A 15,601-nucleotide genomic window follows, 5' to 3' on the forward strand; every position below is an offset into this window, starting at 1 on the left:
CCCGGGGGTACGGGCGGAGGTCAGCCCATGGTCCGGATCACGCACACGGGCCCCACCGACTCCTCACGGCGCGCAGGACCCCCGTACAAACGGCAGGGCCGGTGCGCCCGGACGAATCCGAGCACACCGGCCCCAGGAGGAACTCCTGTGCGCTACTGCGACGCCTTGCGCCGGCGCCGCGCCACGACCAGCGGCACAGCCCCTACGAGCGCCACGGCGCCCGGCGAGGTGATGGCGGCCGCCGCCTTGGTGTTGATGCCGGACTGGTCGAAGGTGTCCGGAACCGGGAGGGTGCCCCAGCGGTTGATGGGCCACGCCCTCACGATGGCGCGCCCGACGACCTCGTTCACCGGGACCATGCCGTGGTTCTTGTCCGTCTGGTTGTAGCGCGAGTCCCGTGAGTTCTGACGGTGGTCGCCCATTACCCAGATTTTGCCGGTGGGAACGGTGACCTTGAACTGGCCGCCCTCCTCATCGACACTGCACGGGGTGTTCCCGGGGTACACGTACGGCTCGTTCAACGCTTTGCCGTTGACCGTCAGCGGTCCGGTGCCCTTGCACTCGATGGTGTCGCCGCCGACCCCGATGACCCGCTTGATGAGGTCCTTCTCCTCGGCGGACGGCATGAGACCGATCCAGCTGAGAACCGTCTGCAGGGCGTTCGGGTTGGCCGCGGGCTCGCCGGCCAGCCAGGCGTCGGGATCGTGGAAGACGACGACCTCGCCACGCTCCGGCTCGGAACCGAACCACGGGGTCAGCTTGTCGACGAGAACGCGGTCACCCTGCTGGAGGGTGTTCTGCATCGAGTCCGAGGGGATCGAGAACGCCTGGACCAGGAAGGTCTTGATGAGCAGCGCGAGCACCAGGGCGATGCCGATCAGGATCGGCAGCTCCTTCCAGAAGGAGCGCTGCTTCTGTTTCCTCGCCTGCTCGTCCTGCTCCGCGCGCTCCTGCTCCGCGTTGTCGTCCACGGACCCGCTCTCGGAGATTTCGGCGTCTACAGCCGGGGCAGCCGAGTCGTCGGGCCGCTCGGGCCGCCCTTCGGGACCTTCGTGTCCGGACCGTGCGCCGACCGCCACATCCCCCACATCCACTCCTCACTCCGTGCCGCAGCCCGCGTCGGATTCGTCGCAGGCCCACCACTCCCATAACGAGCGGGAGTTCCGCAGGGCTCGGGAGCGGGATCAATCCGTCTAGATCCGCAGGGGCCACCCTATGCGACGTGAGAAGAGCGGAGTTCGCATCTCCGGGCCCGTCGGCCACCGAGGCGTAGGTCCCCGGCTCCTCCAGGCGTGTCCAGTGCCCGATGGGCCAGGCGATGATCATGGCCCGGCCGACGATGGAGTCCTCGGAGACGGTGCCGCCGTACTGGTCGGTGCGGTGGTAACGGGAGTCCGCGGAGTTGGACCGGTGATCGCCCATGACCCACAGGCGCCCCTCGGGCACCTTCACCTCGAACGCGAAGTCGGAGGGTTTGTCGCCGGCGAGGATGTACGGCTCACTCAGCGGCGATCCGTTGACGGTCACCCGCCCTTGCGCGTCACAGCACTTGACCGTGTCGCCGCCGACCCCGACGACCCGCTTGATGAGGTCCTGCTCGTTGTCGGACGGCAGCAGACCGATGAAGGTGAGCCCTTGCTTGAGCTGCTTGACGACGACGGGGTCGTCCGCCTTCTTGGTCTCCTCCGCGGTGAGCCAGCCGCCCGGGTCCTGGAAGACGACGACGTCGCCGCGCTGGGGCTTGGAGCCGAACCACGGGGTGAACTTGTCGACCAGAACCCGGTCGCCGATCTGGATCGTGTTCTCCATGGAGCCCGACGGGATCACGAACGCCTGGACCAGGAAGGTCTTCAGGACCAGGGCTATGAGCACCGCGACGCCGACGAGGAGGGGTATCTCCTTGACCGAGGAACGCCGCCTGCGCCGCTTGATCTTGCGAGCCAGCTTGCGCCGCTCGACACGGCTGGGGCGGGCCGCTCCACCGGACGCGCGCCGGGTCCCGGTCGGCAGCAGGTTGTCGGCCGGATGGCTGGAAACTCCGCGCTGCTTACCGCGGTTACCCATGGGCACCGTCCGCGGCGGGCACGCGCGCGTAGGCACCGGGACGCGTCAGCCGGGTCCAGTGGTCCGCGGGCCAGGCGATCCAGTCCGCTCTGCCGATGACGTCACCGACGGGGATCATGCCGCCTCCCGGTGACCCCAGATGGTCGCGGGAATCGCGGGAGTTGCTGCGATGGTCGCCGAGGAGGAAGAGGGTTCCGTCGGGCACGACGACGTCGAAGGGCACGTCGGACGGACTGTCCCCCGGGTACAGAAACGTCGACTCGTCGACCGACCGGCCGTTCACCTCGACCCTCCCCTCCTTGTCGCAGCAGACCACATGGTCTCCCCCCACACCGACAACGCGCTTGATGTAGTCGGCGTTTCCGAAGTACCCGGTTCCGTCGAACACAACGACGTCACCCCGCTGCGGCTCGGCACCGAAACGGTACGCCAACTTATTTACGAGAACGCGGTCGCCAACCCTCAATCCGAGCTCCATGGAGCCGCTGGGAATCTGGAAGGGCTGCATCACAAAGGTGCTGAAAAGGAGCAGAAAGAGCAGGCAGGCCAGCGCGGTGAGAGTGATCCGCCCACCTGGGAGCCAGTCCGCGACACGGGCCACCAAAGCGAAACGCGACCGTCCCTCCGGTCCCTCTGTGTCCGAGATCTCCTCGGACACACCAGGACGGGAGGAGCGGTCGCGCTCCGTGTGCTGTGCTTCGGTGTTCATCGGAGCCAGATGCTATCCGGCCCCGATATGAACACTCCCGCGAGCTCAGTTGTCGCGCTTCTCCTTGATCTTCGCGGCCTTGCCGCGCAGGTCGCGCAGGTAGTACAGCTTGGCGCGACGCACGGCACCGCGGGAGACGAGCTCGATCTTCTCGACGATCGGGGTGTGCACCGGGAAGGTGCGCTCCACGCCCACGGAGAAGGAGACCTTGCGAACCGTGAAGGTCTCACGGACACCGGCGCCCTGACGGCGGATGACTACGCCCTTGAACTGCTGCACACGGGAGCGGTTGCCCTCGATGACGCGGACGTGGACGTTGACGGTGTCACCCGGACGGAAGGCCGGGATGTCGGTGCGCAGCGACGCGCTGTCGACGGAGTCGAGCAAGTGAGCCATTTTGTCTGCTTTCTTCGCTGATGCCACAGGTCATCAACGGAAGTCGTTTCCAAAAGAGGTGCTGTCTCCGCCGGGGCGGGCGTCATGTCCCCCTGTGGCAGGGGCGCACGCCGGACGACGCACAACAGCCCCCTATTGTTCCACGGCCTCTGGCCTGCGCCAAAATCGGCCCTCGGGCCCGGGCTCCCAGCCCAGGATCGAGAGCATTTCGCGGTCCTTCTTGTCGAAGGCCGAGGGATCGCAGCGCTCGATGAGGTCGGGCCGGTTGGCGGTCGTACGCCGCAGCGCCTCGTCCCGGCGCCAGCGGGCGATCTTCCTGTGGTGACCGCTGAGGAGCACCTCGGGGATCCCGCGGCCGCGCCACTGAGGAGGCTTGGTGTAGATCGGCCCCTCCAGAAGGTCGGCCATGGCCCCGGGCGCGAAGGAGTCGTCCCGGTGCGACTCCGCGTTGCCGAGGACACCCGGCAGCAGCCGGGCCACGGCCTCCGTGACGACGAGTACGGCCGCTTCACCGCCGGCCAGTACGTAGTCCCCGATGGACACCTCGTAGACGGGCATCCGCGTCGCGTACTCGTCGACGACCCGGCGGTCGATGCCCTCGTAGCGGGCGGGCGTGAAGACGAGCCAGGGGCGCTCGGAGAGCTCGACGGCGAGCTCCTGGGTGAAGGGGCGTCCACTGGGGGTGGGCACGACCAGCACGGGCCCGTGCGAGCCCGTCTCGTAGCCCTCAGCGAGCACGGAGTCCAGGGCGTCGCCCCAGGGATCGGTCTTCATGACCATGCCGGGGCCGCCGCCGTAGGGGGTGTCGTCGACCGTGTTGTGGCGGTCGTACGCCCACTCCCGAAGATCATGCACGTGCACTTTCAGCTGTCCACGCGCGCGTGCCTTGCCGACCAGCGAGACGTTCAGGGGCTCCAGGTACTCGGGGAAGATCGTGACGACGTCGAGCCTCATCCGTTCTCGTCCTCCGACGAGGCGGCGCTGTTTCCATCAGCGACTTCGTCGCTGGCGGCCTGGTCGTCGATGAGCCCCGGCGGCGGGTCGATGACCGCCCGCTGCTCCTCCAGGTCGATCTCGGTGACGATCGCCTCGACGAACGGGATCAGCACCTCGGTCCCGTCCGGCCGCTCGACCACGAAGAGGTCCTGTGACGGCAGATGGGAGATCTCGGTGATCCGCCCGACCTCGGTGCCGTCGAGCGTGACCACGTCCAGGTCCATCAGCTGGTGGTCGTAGTACTCGTCCGGGTCCTCGGGCTTGTCGTCGGGGTCGACCTCGGCGATGAGCAGGGTGTTGCGCAGCGCCTCGGCGGCGGTCCGGTCGCGGACGCCTTCGAAGCGCAGCAGGAGACGGCCGCTGTGGACGCGACCCGTCTCGATGGTCAGCGGTCCGGCGGAGGCCGGGTCGGTGAGCAGGACGGCACCGGGCCCGAGCCTGAGTTCCGGCTCGTCCGTACGTACCTCCACGGTGACCTCGCCCTTGATGCCATGGGCACGGCCGACGCGAGCGACTACCAGCTGCACTGTGCTTGATCTCCTGTCAGTACGACTACGGGCCGGGGACGGCCCGAAAGGCCCTCCCCGGCCCGAGCCGGTGCTGCGTGTACGTCAGCGAACGTGATCCACGTCGACAAGGTCGACGCGGACACCGCGGCCGCCGATAGCACCCACGACGGTACGCAGAGCGCGTGCGGTGCGGCCGTTGCGGCCGATCACCTTGCCGAGGTCGTCGGGGTGGACCCGGACCTCGAGAACGCGCCCACGGCGCAGGTCACGCGAGGCGACCTGCACATCGTCGGGGTTGTCGACAATGCCCTTCACGAGGTGCTCGAGAGCCTCCTCGAGCATGCTCAGGCCTCGGTCGACTCGGACGCGGCCGGAGCCTCGTCCTTCTTCTCAGCCTTCTTCTTCTGGGTGATGGCCTCACCCTTGCCCGCCTCTTCGCCACCGAGGGCTTCGAACAGCGGGCGCGCGGCCTTCGGCTCGGCCACGAGCAGCGGAGCCGGGGCGGGCAGGCCCTTGTACTTCTGCCAGTCGCCGGTCAGCTTGAGGATGGCGAGAACCGGCTCGGTCGGCTGCGCGCCGACACCCAGCCAGTACTGCGCACGCTCGGTGTCGACCTCGATGCGCGAGGGGTTCTGCACCGGGTGGTACAGGCCGATCTCCTCGATGGCCCTGCCGTCACGGCGGGTACGGGAGTCGGCGACGACGATGCGGTAGTGAGGCGAACGGATCTTGCCCAGACGCTTCAGCTTGATCTTGACTGCCACGGGAGTGGTCTCTCCTGGTCTTGACGTGGTTGGGCACGGCGAGATGGCCGCGTGGGGTTGCGGTACCCGAGTGCCCGATGGACGCGTCAGCCGGAGGAGAGAGGGGTCCTATGCGGCTGTCGAGTACAGCTGGCCATTCTGCCACACCCTGGCGGGCGACCGGACCCCGGTGACGTCCTTACCTGGGCACGACGGCTCCCGGCGCCGGGACGAGCCGGATCACGACCGTGTGTTCCGGCACCCACGAGGTGCCGCCGCTCACCGTCGAAACCGACTGAAACCCACCGGGCCCACCGCGCACCCGGCGCCTAACGGGATACCGCCTCAGCCGGCCGCCGCGCCGACCACCTCAGGGATTCGGAACGGTTTGCCGCACCCCCCGCACACGATCGGCGCCTGTGCCAGCACCGACGGAACGACTCGTACGTTGCGGCCGCAGTCGCACACCGCCTTCACTCGCACGCCTCCTCCGGAGGAGCCGTGTCTGGCGGCCGGGCCCCGGAAACTGCGGGCCGTGTCCGCGGCGGTCGCGACGGTGTGCGCCTTGAGGGAGCGCTGCAGCCGCTCGATGGTCGGGCGGTAGCGTCGTTTCGCCTCGGGGTTGAGCATGACCAGCGAGAAGCCACTGCTGGGGTGTGGCTCCTCCGGGTGGTCCAGGCCCAACTCCTCGGCGATCGCGAGGAATCTGCGGTTGTGGTAGCGGCCGGCGCGCGAGGTGTCGCGGACTCCGCGCGCGGCTGCGATGCCATGGACTGCCTCATGAAGCAGTCGCTCGAAGGAGAGCTCGTGCCCGCAGGCGGACGACGACTCCCCGATCAGGGACTCTGGCGCGGCAAGGTCCGGCAACTCGGGGTGGTACCGCTGAATCTCGGCCCACGCCTCTGCCAGCTCTGCGGCGAGAACAGGTGGTGTCTGTGTCGTGCTCACGTAATGACAACGAGCGGGGGTACCGCCGTGTTCCTATTCCGGGGCATCTCAAATAATTTGCACGTACCCGTCAGTTGCCGCTGATGCGTCCGGACGAGGGCGGGTGCGCTGATCTGCGGAGAAGCCTCACAGTTCATACCTAGCCGGTACGTAGACACCCGTACGCCCCTGCGCGTAGACGAGGTCCGCGCCACGGGGCACCTGTGGTCATCAGATGCGCAAGAGGCGTTTCGGTCGCAGTTGGGCAAACCTAGTACGCGCGCGCCACGACTGCGACGTTACCGGGTGAATCGTCGGAGTCGGGCACCGACCCGTCCGCAGCGATCAGACACCGTACGGTCACGGAGTGTTCGGCCAGTCTGGCCTCGCCCTCTTCGCCGAGGTCGGCCCACGGAATGCGCGCCCAGCCGCCGGCCACCGCCGCCTCGACGGCCTCCTCGACCGTCGACACCTCCGCCGTCCGGGACTCACGCCGCGCGCGCGACTGCTCGAGAAGCAACGCCTGGTCCTCTTCGAGGACGGCGGGAAGCAGGGCGGCGAGGCTGTCGATCGACACCGGCTCCTTGCCGCCGCGGATACGACGGACCAGCATCACGGTGCCGTTCTCCAGGTCACGGGGTCCGAGCTCGATGCGTACAGGCACTCCCTTGAGCTCCCAGTCGACGGCGCGGCGCCCGAAAGGCGTGTCCGTGCGGTCGTCCACGTGCACCCGCACGCCTGCCGCCTTCAACCGATCGCCGATTTCGCGGACCTTGGCCAGAACCGCATCGTCGCCCTTGATCGCGAGGACGACGGCCTGCACGGCGGCGAGCCGTGGCGGCACCCGCAACCCGTTGTCATCACCGTGCGACATGATCAGGCCGCCCACCATGCGGGTGGACGACCCCCAGGAGGTCTGCCAGACGAGCTCCTGCCGGCCGTCCCTGGACAGGAACCGGGTGTGGAAGGCCTTCGCGAAGTTCTGCCCGAGCTCGTGACTGGTGCCCATCTGAAGGGCCTTGCCGTCGGCCATCATCGCTTCGAGCGTGAGGGTGTTGATGGCTCCGGCGAACCGCTCGCTCGCCGTCTTGCGCCCGAGTACGACGTCGATCCCGAGGACGTTGACCATGAAGTCGGCGTACACCTTCTCGTGGATGTACGCGGCGTAGTCCCTGGCCTCCTCGTACGTGGCGTGGGCGGTGTGCCCTTCCTGCCACAGGAACTCGGTCGTACGGAGGAACACGCGTGGGCGCATCTCCCAACGGACCACGTTCGCCCACTGGTTGATCAGCAGCGGCAGGTCACGGTAGCTCTGCACCCACTTGGAGAAGTATTCGTTGATGATCGTCTCGGAGGTGGGGCGGACGACGATCGGCTCCTCCAGCTCCTTGCCGCCGCCGTGCGTGACGACCGCGAGCTCCGGGGCGAAGCCCTCGACGTGCTCGGCCTCCCTCGTCAGGTACGACTGCGGGATGAAGAGCGGGAAGTACGCGTTCTGGGCACCCGCTTCCTTGATACGGGCGTCCATCTCCTGCTGCATCCGCTCCCACAGCGCGTATCCGTACGGTCGGATGACCATGGTTCCGCGCACCGGACCGTTGTCGGCCAGCTCGGCCTTGTTGATCAGGTCCTGGTACCAGCGCGGGAAATCGTCCGCCTGGGGCGTGAGAACAGGTGCCTTGGCCATGGCGCGATGGTACGGGCCCACGTTGCCGGGATGTGAATTCTTACCGAGCGCACACCTTGACGCCCAAACCGGGCGCCTCAACCCCTGGACGGCACGTCGAGTGCGGAGTTTCCTGGCATACGGGGGAGTGCGGCGCACTGTCACGGGGGTCGGGGTAACGGGGCGCAGCGGCAACTCTCGGCGGATTGGGGCGCTTTCTATGACACCTACGCTCGTGCGGCAGGACCTACCTCACGCGGGGCCGGTGCCCCGGGTGGACCCGTGTGCACGCGCGCGTGACTGGGCCGAGATCCAGGAGCGCATGCTGGTGCCGCTCCATGAGGCCGTCTATGAGCGACTCGAAGTGGGCAGCGGAACGCGGCTGCTCGGCCTGCGCTGTGGCTCCGGGCTCGCCCTTCTGATGGCGGCCTCGCGGGGCGCCGCGGTCACCGGTGTCGACTTCGGTTCCCCCCAACGAGTGGCCCTCGCGCGGGAGCGGTTACTGCCCCGGACGTGGGGCACGCGCGTGCGTGCGGACACCCGCCTCGTCGACGGCGTCCCCGAAGACGTGGCCGACGCGGCGGTACCTCCGTTCAACCTGATCACCGCCCTCGAGCCCATCGGGTGTGCGGCCGGCGACTCCGAAGGACTCGCCGAACTCCTGGACTCGGCGACACCGCTCGCCGAACGGGGGACGGCCGTGGTACTCGCCGGGTGGGGGCCGCCGGAACGGTGCGCCACCTCGTCCGTGCTGCGGGTCGCCACCAAGCTGGCCGACCCCCTGCGGGCGGCGGGCAGTTGGCGGGCCGCCCGTCGTGACGACCTCGAGGAGGTCGCCCAGCGGGCCGGGCTCAGGCCGGACGGGTCGGGGCGGGTCGCCTGTCCGTTCGGGTATGCCGATGTGGACAGCGCGGTGCGGGGGTTGTTGTCGACCGGGCTGTTCGACGCGGCGGTCGGTGCGACGGACGAGGCGCAGGTCGACAAGGAGCTCCGGGAGGCGCTCCATCCCCACCGGCGGCGGGACGGAGCGGTGTGGATGCCGAACGTCTTCCGCTACCTGATCGCCCGCACAAGGTGAGATGACAGACGTTTTTCGCCCCCTCCGCCCCTACCCGTCCCGTACCTGGGGGCTGCCGCCCCCAGAGCCCCGCATCGCGCTGAACGCGCTCGTCCTCAAACGCCGAACGGGCTGGAGATAGCCCCTCCGGCGTTTGAGGAGCGGGGGTCCAGGGGGCAGCGCCCAGGTACGGGACGGGCAGGGGCGGAGGGGGCGAAAAACCACCACCTAAGCCAGCCGCTTCACCCCCGCGATCCGGTACGCGTCCGCCTCCTCCAGCGTCTCGTTCGCCAGCAACGCCTCGGCCAGGGCGTCCAGCTGCCCCCGGTGATCGCGGAGCTTCTGGCACGCCTCCTCGTAGCACTCGTCGACAATGCGGCGCATCTCGTGGTCGATCGAGTCGAGGGTCGCCGGGGCGGCGGAGAGACCGTAGGCCTGCTGGGCGTCGTTCGGGAGGGCGGAGAGCCGACCCACGCGTTCACTCATGCCCCAGCGGGCGACCATGCCGCGCGCGAGGTTCGTGACCTGCTCCAGGTCGTTCTCCGAACCCGTCGTGACGACTCCGTAGACGACGTGTTCGGCGGCCATGCCTCCCAGGGCGCCGATGATGCGACCGCGCAGATACTCCTCCGTGTACGCGTACCGGTCCGCGTCCGGGGTGGAGAGCGTGACGCCGAGAGCGCGCCCGCGCGGGACGATGGTGATCTTGCGGACGGGGTCGGCGCCGGGCTGGAGCATGCCGAGGAGAGCATGGCCGCTCTCGTGATAGGCGGTCCGGCGGCGTTCCTCGTCGGGCATCACCAGGGGCCGTTCGGCGCCCAGTTGCACCTTTTCGAGCGCTTCGGAGAGGTCCGCCCGCGTGACCTGGTCCTGCTTCCGCTTGACGGCGAGGAGCGCGGCCTCGTTGGCGAGGTTGGCCAGATCGGCGCCGGTCATGCCCGGGGTCGAACGGGCCACCTGGGCCAGATCCACGTCCGGGGCCAGCGGAATCCCCCGGGTGTGGATCTCCAGGATGGCCTGGCGGCCGCCACGGTCGGGTGGCGAGACGTTGACGACGCGGTCGAAGCGGCCGGGGCGGGTGAGCGCCGGGTCCAGGATGTCCGCGCGGTTCGTCGCCGCGATGACGATGACGCCCTCCGAGCCCGAGAAGCCGTCCATCTCGGTCAGGATCTGGTTCAGTGTCTGCTCGCGCTCGTCGTGGCCGCCCATGCCCGAACCGCCGGCCCGCGCCCGCCCGATCGTGTCGATCTCGTCGATGAAGATGATGGAGGGGGCCACCTTGCGGGCCTCCCCGAACAGTTCGCGGACCCGGGACGCGCCCACGCCCACGATCATCTCGATGAACTCGGACGCCGAGGCCGAGAAGAACGGCACACCCGCCTCCCCCGCGACCGCCCGCGCGAGCAGCGTCTTGCCGGTGCCGGGAGGGCCGGCCAGCAGCACCCCACGGGGCATCTTGGCGCCCATCTTCCGGTACTCGTCGGGGTTCTTGAGGAAGTCCACGACGTCGTTCAGCTCGCCCTCGACCTCGTCGATCCCGGCCACGTCGGCGAACGTCGTGCGCTGGGCGCCGGGCTGCAGCTCGACCGGTTTCGGCGGTGCCTTGCGGCCGAGCATGCCGCCCGCGCCGCCCATGCCGGCTCTCATCCGCCGGGCGATGAAGATCCACAGGACGACGAGCAGCAGCATCGGCGCGAGCGAGATCAGCAGGTTGGACAGGAAGCTGCGCTGCTGGACCACCGGCTCGGCGGTCACCGTGACGTTGTGCTTGTCCAGGTTCTCCCAGAGCTGGTCGTCCGCGAAGGACGGCCGCTGGGTCTTGAACTTGGTGTACTTCCCGTCGCCCTCCGGGTTGTCCAGGGCGTTCTTGAGCTGGCCCTGGATCGCGTCGCCCGTGGAGTAGATCTTGGTGACGTTGCCGTCGTCGACCTGCTTGCTGAACTCCGTGTACGAGATCGTCGGCTCGTCACCGTCGTTGAAGAAGGACAGCACCAGGTTGGCGATCAGGTACACGACCAGGGCGGTGAGGATCAGACCGCCCCAGCCGCCGGGCATCTTCCTCCTGCCGGAAGGCGGCGGCGTCGGCTCGGGCGGAGTGCCCTCGGTACGCCACGGCTGGTCATGGGTTTTGCGTGGCGGCACAGGGTTGCTCATATCCGGACGTTACGACAGGAAAAGAGCGCCAGCACCCGCAGAGAACGCACTGGGGGCGCCCCCTAAGAGAAGGGGCGCCCCCAGTGTCGTACGAGAAAAGAATCCCGCACGCGACGAACCGTCAGCCCATGAACTTCTTGAACTCGTCCGGCAGCTCGAAGTCCTGGGGCGCCTGCTGGGGCAGTCCGAGGGCGCCGCCCGGCTGGGCACCGGCCTCGCGGCGGGCCGCGGCCTCCGCCTCCTCCTGCTTGCGCTTCATCGGGTTGCCGGAGCGCTGCTTGCCCTTGGCCTGCTTCTGCTTCTTCTTGGTGCGGCCCGGACCACCACCCATGCCCGGCACCCCGGGCATGCCCGGCATTCCGCCGCCCTGGGCCATGCGGGACATCATCTTGCGTGCCTCGAAGAAGCGCTCGACCAGGCCCTTGACCGCGCTGACGTCGACGCCGGAGCCCTTGGCGATACGGGCGCGGCGCGAGCCGTTGATGATCGTCGGCTCGTGGCGCTCGCCCGGGGTCATCGACTTGATGATCGCGGCCGTGCGGTCGACATCGCGCTCGTCGAGGTTGGCGATCTGGTCCTTGATCTGGCCCATGCCCGGGAGCATGCCGAGCAGCTTGCTGATGCTGCCCATCTTCCGGACCTGTTCCATCTGGGCGAGGAAGTCGTCGAGCGTGAAGTCCTGGCCCTTCTTGGACGCCAGCTTCGAGGCCATCTCCTGGGCCTCTTCTTGGCTGAACGTCTTCTCCGCCTGCTCGATCAGGGTGAGCAGGTCACCCATGTCGAGGATTCGGGAGGCCATCCGGTCCGGGTGGAACGCGTCGAAGTCGTCGAGCTTCTCGCCGTTCGACGCGAACATGATCGGCTTGCCGGTGACCGACGCGATGGAGAGGGCCGCGCCGCCCCGGGCGTCGCCGTCGAGCTTGGAGAGCACCACACCGTCGAAGCCGACACCGTCACGGAAGGACTCCGCGGTGTTGACCGCGTCCTGGCCGATCATCGCGTCGACGACGAAGAGGATCTCGTCCGGGCTGACGGCATCCCTGATGTCCGCGGCCTGCCGCATCAGTTCCTGGTCGATACCCAGGCGGCCCGCGGTGTCCACGATCACGATGTCGTGGACCTTCTGCTTGGCGAACTCGATGGAGTCCTTGGCGACCTTGACCGGGTCACCGACGCCGTTGCCCGGCTCGGGCGCGTAGACGGCGACGCCCGCGCGCTCGGCGACGACGCTGAGCTGGGTCACGGCGTTCGGACGCTGGAGGTCGGCGGCGACAAGGAGCGGCGAGTGGCCCTGGTCCTTCAGCCACTTGCCGAGCTTGCCCGCGAGCGTGGTCTTACCGGCGCCCTGCAGACCCGCCAGCATGATGACGGTGGGCGGGTTCTTGGCGAACCGGAGCCGGCGGGTCTCGCCGCCGAGGATCGTGACGAGTTCCTCGTTCACGACCTTCAGGACCTGCTGGGCCGGGTTCAGCGCCTTGGAGACCTCGGCGCCGAGAGCGCGTTCCTTGACGTTCTTGATGAAGGTCCGCACGACCGGCAGGGCGACGTCGGCTTCGAGGAGCGCGATACGGATCTCGCGTGCGGTGGCGTCGATGTCAGCTTCGGACAGCCGGCCCTTGCCCCGCAGGTTCTTGAACGTCGCTGAGAGGCGATCGGAGAGAGTATCGAACACGGCGCTCGTCTGTCCTCAGGGGTCGGGGGCGATGGGAATCGCCCTCCAGGGTATCTGGCCGCGCGCGGAAGGGACTCCACCGCGTTGGTACGAGGCTGAGGGCACCCCCGTATTCGGACTCACACCGCGTTCGTACGAGGTTGGAGGCACCCCTCGTATTCGGACTCACACCGCGTTCGTACGCCCCTGAAGGCATCCCCCGTACGCGGGCTCGCCCTCACGCGCTCACCCCCGCAGCATCTCTTCCAGCCCCCGGGCCACCGAAGCCGCCTCTTCCCCCGGCAGGGGCGCGCCCTTCGCCCCCGTCACATAGAAGGCGTCCACGGCGTTCGCGCCCAGCGTCGACACATGCATGCTCCGCACCCGTACGTTCGCCTCCTCCAGCGCCCGTCCGATGCGGTGCAGCAGGCCGGGGGCGTCATGGGCACGGACCTCGATGACGGTGGCATGACGTGATGCCGCGGGCGCGACCGTGACCCGGGGCGGCGGCGCGATCGTGCCCCGGCGCCGGGGGTAGGCGGCGTCCCGCTCGGCGAGCCGGGCCGCGATGTCGAGGGAGCCGTCCAGGGCGCGTACGAGGTCGGCGCGCAGGCGGGCGGCCTGGGGCAGGGAGCCGTACTCGGCGGCGACCCGCCAGTTGAGCAGCAGGACCGATCCTTCGACGCCGTCGGGCAGGTCGAGGGCGCGCAGTCCGGCCGTGCGAACGGTCAGCCGGTGCATGGCGAGGACGCCCGCGACGGCCGGGAGCACACCGGGCTGGTCCGGTACGGCGATGAGGAGCTCCACGCCCAGCGGCTCCGGGTCGTGCGGCGCGGACGTGCCGGCGGCCTCGGAGTCGACCGGTTCGGTCTGTGCGCGCAGCGAGAGTACGGGGCCGCCCGTGCGGAACGACTCGATCGAGAGCCGTTCCTGTTCGGCCGTGGGGGCCGCTGCCTCGGGCTCCTCGGGGGCGTCCCCGGAGAGCGACGCCGAGACCCGCTTCACCAGGTCGGTGACCAGGGAACTGCGCCAGGAGGACCAGGCGGCGGGCCCGGTGGCCAGGGCGTCCGCCTCGGTGAGCGCGTGCAGCAGTTCGAGCGTGCCCTGCGAGCCGACCGCCTCGGCGACCGAGCGGACGGTGGCCGGGTCCTCCAGGTCGCGCCGGGTCGCGGTCTCGATGAGCAGCAGATGGTGGCGTACGAGGGTGGCGAGCACCGCCACGTCCGCGCGGTCGAAGCCGATCCGGGCGGCCACGTCCCGGGCGATGATCTCGCCCGCCACGGAGTGGTCGCCGGGCCAGCCCTTGCCGATGTCGTGCAGCAGGGAGGCGACGAGGAGCAGGTCGGGGCGGCCCACGCGGCGGGCCAGTTCGGAGGCGCGGACGGCCGTCTCGATGAGGTGGCGGTCGACGGTCCAGATGTGGACGGCGTTGCGCTGCGGCCGGCAACGCACGCGCTCCCAGTCGGGCAGCAGTCTGGTGATCAGGCCCTCCGCCTCCAGCGCCTCCCAGACCTCGATGGTCGGGCGGCCGGAGCCGAGGAGTGTGACGAGCTGTTCGCGCGCCTCGGCGGGCCAGGGCGTGGGCAGCGGGCGCGCGGTTGCCGCCATGCGCCGTACGGCGTGCAGGGAGAGCGGAAGTCCCGACTGCGCCGCCGCGGCCGCCGCACGCAAGGGGAGCACGGGGTCGCGCTCGGGGCGCGCGGCACGTGCGAGCACCACCTCGCCGTCCTGCTCGACCACGCCCTCGGCGAGCGGTGAGCGTTCCGTGGCGGGCTTGGCGCCACCGCCGAGCATGGCGCGCAGGCGCGGACGGACGGCGCGCGACCGCAGTACGCGCCCCACTTCGCGCCAGGTCACATCGCTCGCATACGAAACGACGCGCGCCGCCTCGTACACCTGGCGCAGCAGTGTGTCGGCGTCGAGGAGTCCGAGTTCCGCGGCGACCTGGTCCTGTTCCTGGAGGGCGAGGCGGTCGGTGGCGCGGCCGGTGGTGAGGTGGAGTGCGTCGCGGACGTCCAGGAGGCGCCTTCGTGCGTCGCTGAGGCCTTCGCGGGGCGCGTCCGCGAGCCAGGAGGCGGCTACGGCGCGCAGGGCGGTGGCATCGCGCAGTCCGCCGCGTGCCTCTTTCAGGTCCGGCTCCAGCAGGTACTGCAACTCGCCCTGGCGCTCGGCCCGTTCGGCGCAGAGCTCCTGGAGTTCGGGGAGACGTTTCGGCGCCTGGTTGCGCCAGTCGGCGAGGACGGCCGTACGCAGTGAGGCGGTGAGGCCGAGGTCGCCCGCGATATGCCGGGCGTCGAGCAGGCCCAACTGGACCTTGAGGTCCTCAGCTGCGGTCTTACGGGCCTCGGTGGGCGTACGGACGGAGTGGTCGAGGGCGAGGCCGAGGTCCCAGACGGGGTACCAGATGCGGTCGGCCAGGGCGGCCACGGCGCCGGAGTCGCTGCCGTCGTGCAGGAGGAGCAGGTCGAGGTCGCTGCGCGGGGAGAGCTCGCCGCGGCCGTAGCCGCCGACGGCGACGAGGGAGACGCCGCGCAGCGCCTCGGCGCCGGCGTCGAAGAGGCCGGTGAGCCAGTCGTCGGTGAGTTCGGCCAGGGCTGCACGACGCGGCGGCCCGGACTGTGCCTCCCCCTGGAGGAGGCGCAGCCGGGCCGCCGCATAGCCGCTGGGTCCCGAGTCCTCTGCTTCGGAACGCGTGTCCGTACTCGTCACCCAGCGACTCCTGTCTTTCT

General features: G+C 69.4%; 13 protein-coding genes and 1 pseudogene. 1 reads left to right on the forward strand and 13 read right to left on the reverse strand.

The features are described from left to right. Positions 1–152 precede the first annotated feature (152 nt). The 10 genes and pseudogenes from lepB (ACFWP7_RS10015) to proS form a co-directional block, all read right to left on the reverse strand. On the reverse strand, positions 153–1,088 hold the full coding sequence (gene lepB / locus ACFWP7_RS10015; RefSeq protein WP_384378884.1) for a signal peptidase I: 936 nt from the start codon (positions 1,086–1,088) through the stop codon (positions 153–155). Continuing rightward, positions 979–2,064 (reverse strand): annotated as a pseudogene (lepB, locus tag ACFWP7_RS10020) (signal peptidase I); the annotation flags it as partial. The gene lepB (ACFWP7_RS10015) and the pseudogene lepB (ACFWP7_RS10020), both read right to left, overlap by 110 nt. Next, positions 2,057–2,773 (reverse strand): signal peptidase I, encoded by a 717-nt coding sequence (gene lepB / locus ACFWP7_RS10025; protein WP_384378887.1) that lies wholly within the window; start codon positions 2,771–2,773, stop codon positions 2,057–2,059. The pseudogene lepB (ACFWP7_RS10020) and the gene lepB (ACFWP7_RS10025), both read right to left, overlap by 8 nt. Positions 2,774–2,818: 45 nt before the next feature. Then, entirely contained in the window at positions 2,819–3,169 is a 351-nt protein-coding gene (gene rplS, locus ACFWP7_RS10030) for a 50S ribosomal protein L19 (RefSeq protein ID WP_384378890.1), read from the reverse strand. 132 nt (positions 3,170–3,301) lie between these two features. Next, the gene (gene trmD / locus ACFWP7_RS10035; protein ID WP_384378893.1) at positions 3,302–4,123 is read right to left on the reverse strand and encodes a tRNA (guanosine(37)-N1)-methyltransferase TrmD; all 822 of its coding nucleotides are present in this window, start codon (positions 4,121–4,123) and stop codon (positions 3,302–3,304) included. Continuing rightward, entirely contained in the window at positions 4,120–4,692 is a 573-nt protein-coding gene (gene rimM, locus ACFWP7_RS10040) for a ribosome maturation factor RimM (RefSeq protein ID WP_384378896.1), read from the reverse strand. The genes trmD and rimM overlap by 4 nt, the downstream gene beginning before the upstream one ends. Before the next feature lie 84 nt (positions 4,693–4,776). After that, complete coding sequence (locus tag ACFWP7_RS10045) at positions 4,777–5,016, reverse strand: RNA-binding protein (protein ID WP_005479813.1); 240 nt, start codon at positions 5,014–5,016, stop codon at positions 4,777–4,779. Positions 5,017–5,018: 2 nt separating this feature from the next. Continuing rightward, positions 5,019–5,438 (reverse strand): 30S ribosomal protein S16, encoded by a 420-nt coding sequence (gene rpsP, locus ACFWP7_RS10050; RefSeq protein WP_384378899.1) that lies wholly within the window; start codon positions 5,436–5,438, stop codon positions 5,019–5,021. A gap of 324 nt (positions 5,439–5,762) precedes the next feature. Next, entirely contained in the window at positions 5,763–6,365 is a 603-nt protein-coding gene (locus ACFWP7_RS10055) for a hypothetical protein (RefSeq protein WP_384378902.1), read from the reverse strand. A gap of 250 nt (positions 6,366–6,615) precedes the next feature. Beyond that, complete coding sequence (gene proS, locus ACFWP7_RS10060; protein ID WP_384378905.1) at positions 6,616–8,031, reverse strand: proline--tRNA ligase; 1,416 nt, start codon at positions 8,029–8,031, stop codon at positions 6,616–6,618. A 199-nt stretch (positions 8,032–8,230) separates the two neighbouring features. Here proS and ACFWP7_RS10065 point away from each other — a divergent pair, with 199 nt between their 5' ends. After that, positions 8,231–9,088: an SAM-dependent methyltransferase gene (locus ACFWP7_RS10065; RefSeq protein WP_384378908.1), complete on the forward strand. Its 858-nt coding sequence runs from the start codon at positions 8,231–8,233 to the stop codon at positions 9,086–9,088. Between the two features lie 207 nt (positions 9,089–9,295). On the opposite strand, the gene ftsH is transcribed toward ACFWP7_RS10065, so the two are convergent. From ftsH to ACFWP7_RS10080, 3 genes are all read right to left on the reverse strand, one after another. Beyond that, a complete protein-coding gene (gene ftsH / locus ACFWP7_RS10070) occupies positions 9,296–11,221 on the reverse strand; it encodes an ATP-dependent zinc metalloprotease FtsH (protein WP_384378911.1) in 1,926 nt (641 codons plus the stop codon). A 121-nt stretch (positions 11,222–11,342) separates the two neighbouring features. Further along, positions 11,343–12,893: a signal recognition particle protein gene (gene ffh / locus ACFWP7_RS10075; protein ID WP_384378914.1), complete on the reverse strand. Its 1,551-nt coding sequence runs from the start codon at positions 12,891–12,893 to the stop codon at positions 11,343–11,345. A gap of 225 nt (positions 12,894–13,118) precedes the next feature. Beyond that, a complete protein-coding gene (locus ACFWP7_RS10080) occupies positions 13,119–15,581 on the reverse strand; it encodes a [protein-PII] uridylyltransferase (RefSeq protein ID WP_384378917.1) in 2,463 nt (820 codons plus the stop codon). Positions 15,582–15,601 lie beyond the last annotated feature (20 nt).

The organism is Streptomyces sp. NPDC058470, from assembly GCF_042721055.1.
In the GTDB taxonomy this organism is placed as follows: Bacteria; Actinomycetota; Actinomycetes; order Streptomycetales; family Streptomycetaceae; genus Streptomyces.

Bases quoted from the DNA above. Each gene is read 5' to 3' on its own strand.
- proS (WP_384378905.1), bottom strand. From the start codon at position 8,031: ATGGCCAAGGCACCTGTTCTCACGCCCCAGGCGGACGATTTCCCGCGC.
- lepB (WP_384378887.1), bottom strand. From the start codon at position 2,773: ATGAACACCGAAGCACAGCACACGGAGCGCGACCGCTCCTCCCGTCCT.
- ACFWP7_RS10045 (WP_005479813.1), bottom strand. From the start codon at position 5,016: ATGCTCGAGGAGGCTCTCGAGCACCTCGTGAAGGGCATTGTCGACAAC.
- rplS (WP_384378890.1), bottom strand. From the start codon at position 3,169: ATGGCTCACTTGCTCGACTCCGTCGACAGCGCGTCGCTGCGCACCGAC.
- ftsH (WP_384378911.1), bottom strand. From the start codon at position 11,221: ATGAGCAACCCTGTGCCGCCACGCAAAACCCATGACCAGCCGTGGCGT.
- trmD (WP_384378893.1), bottom strand. From the start codon at position 4,123: ATGAGGCTCGACGTCGTCACGATCTTCCCCGAGTACCTGGAGCCCCTG.
- ACFWP7_RS10065 (WP_384378908.1), top strand. From the start codon at position 8,231: ATGACACCTACGCTCGTGCGGCAGGACCTACCTCACGCGGGGCCGGTG.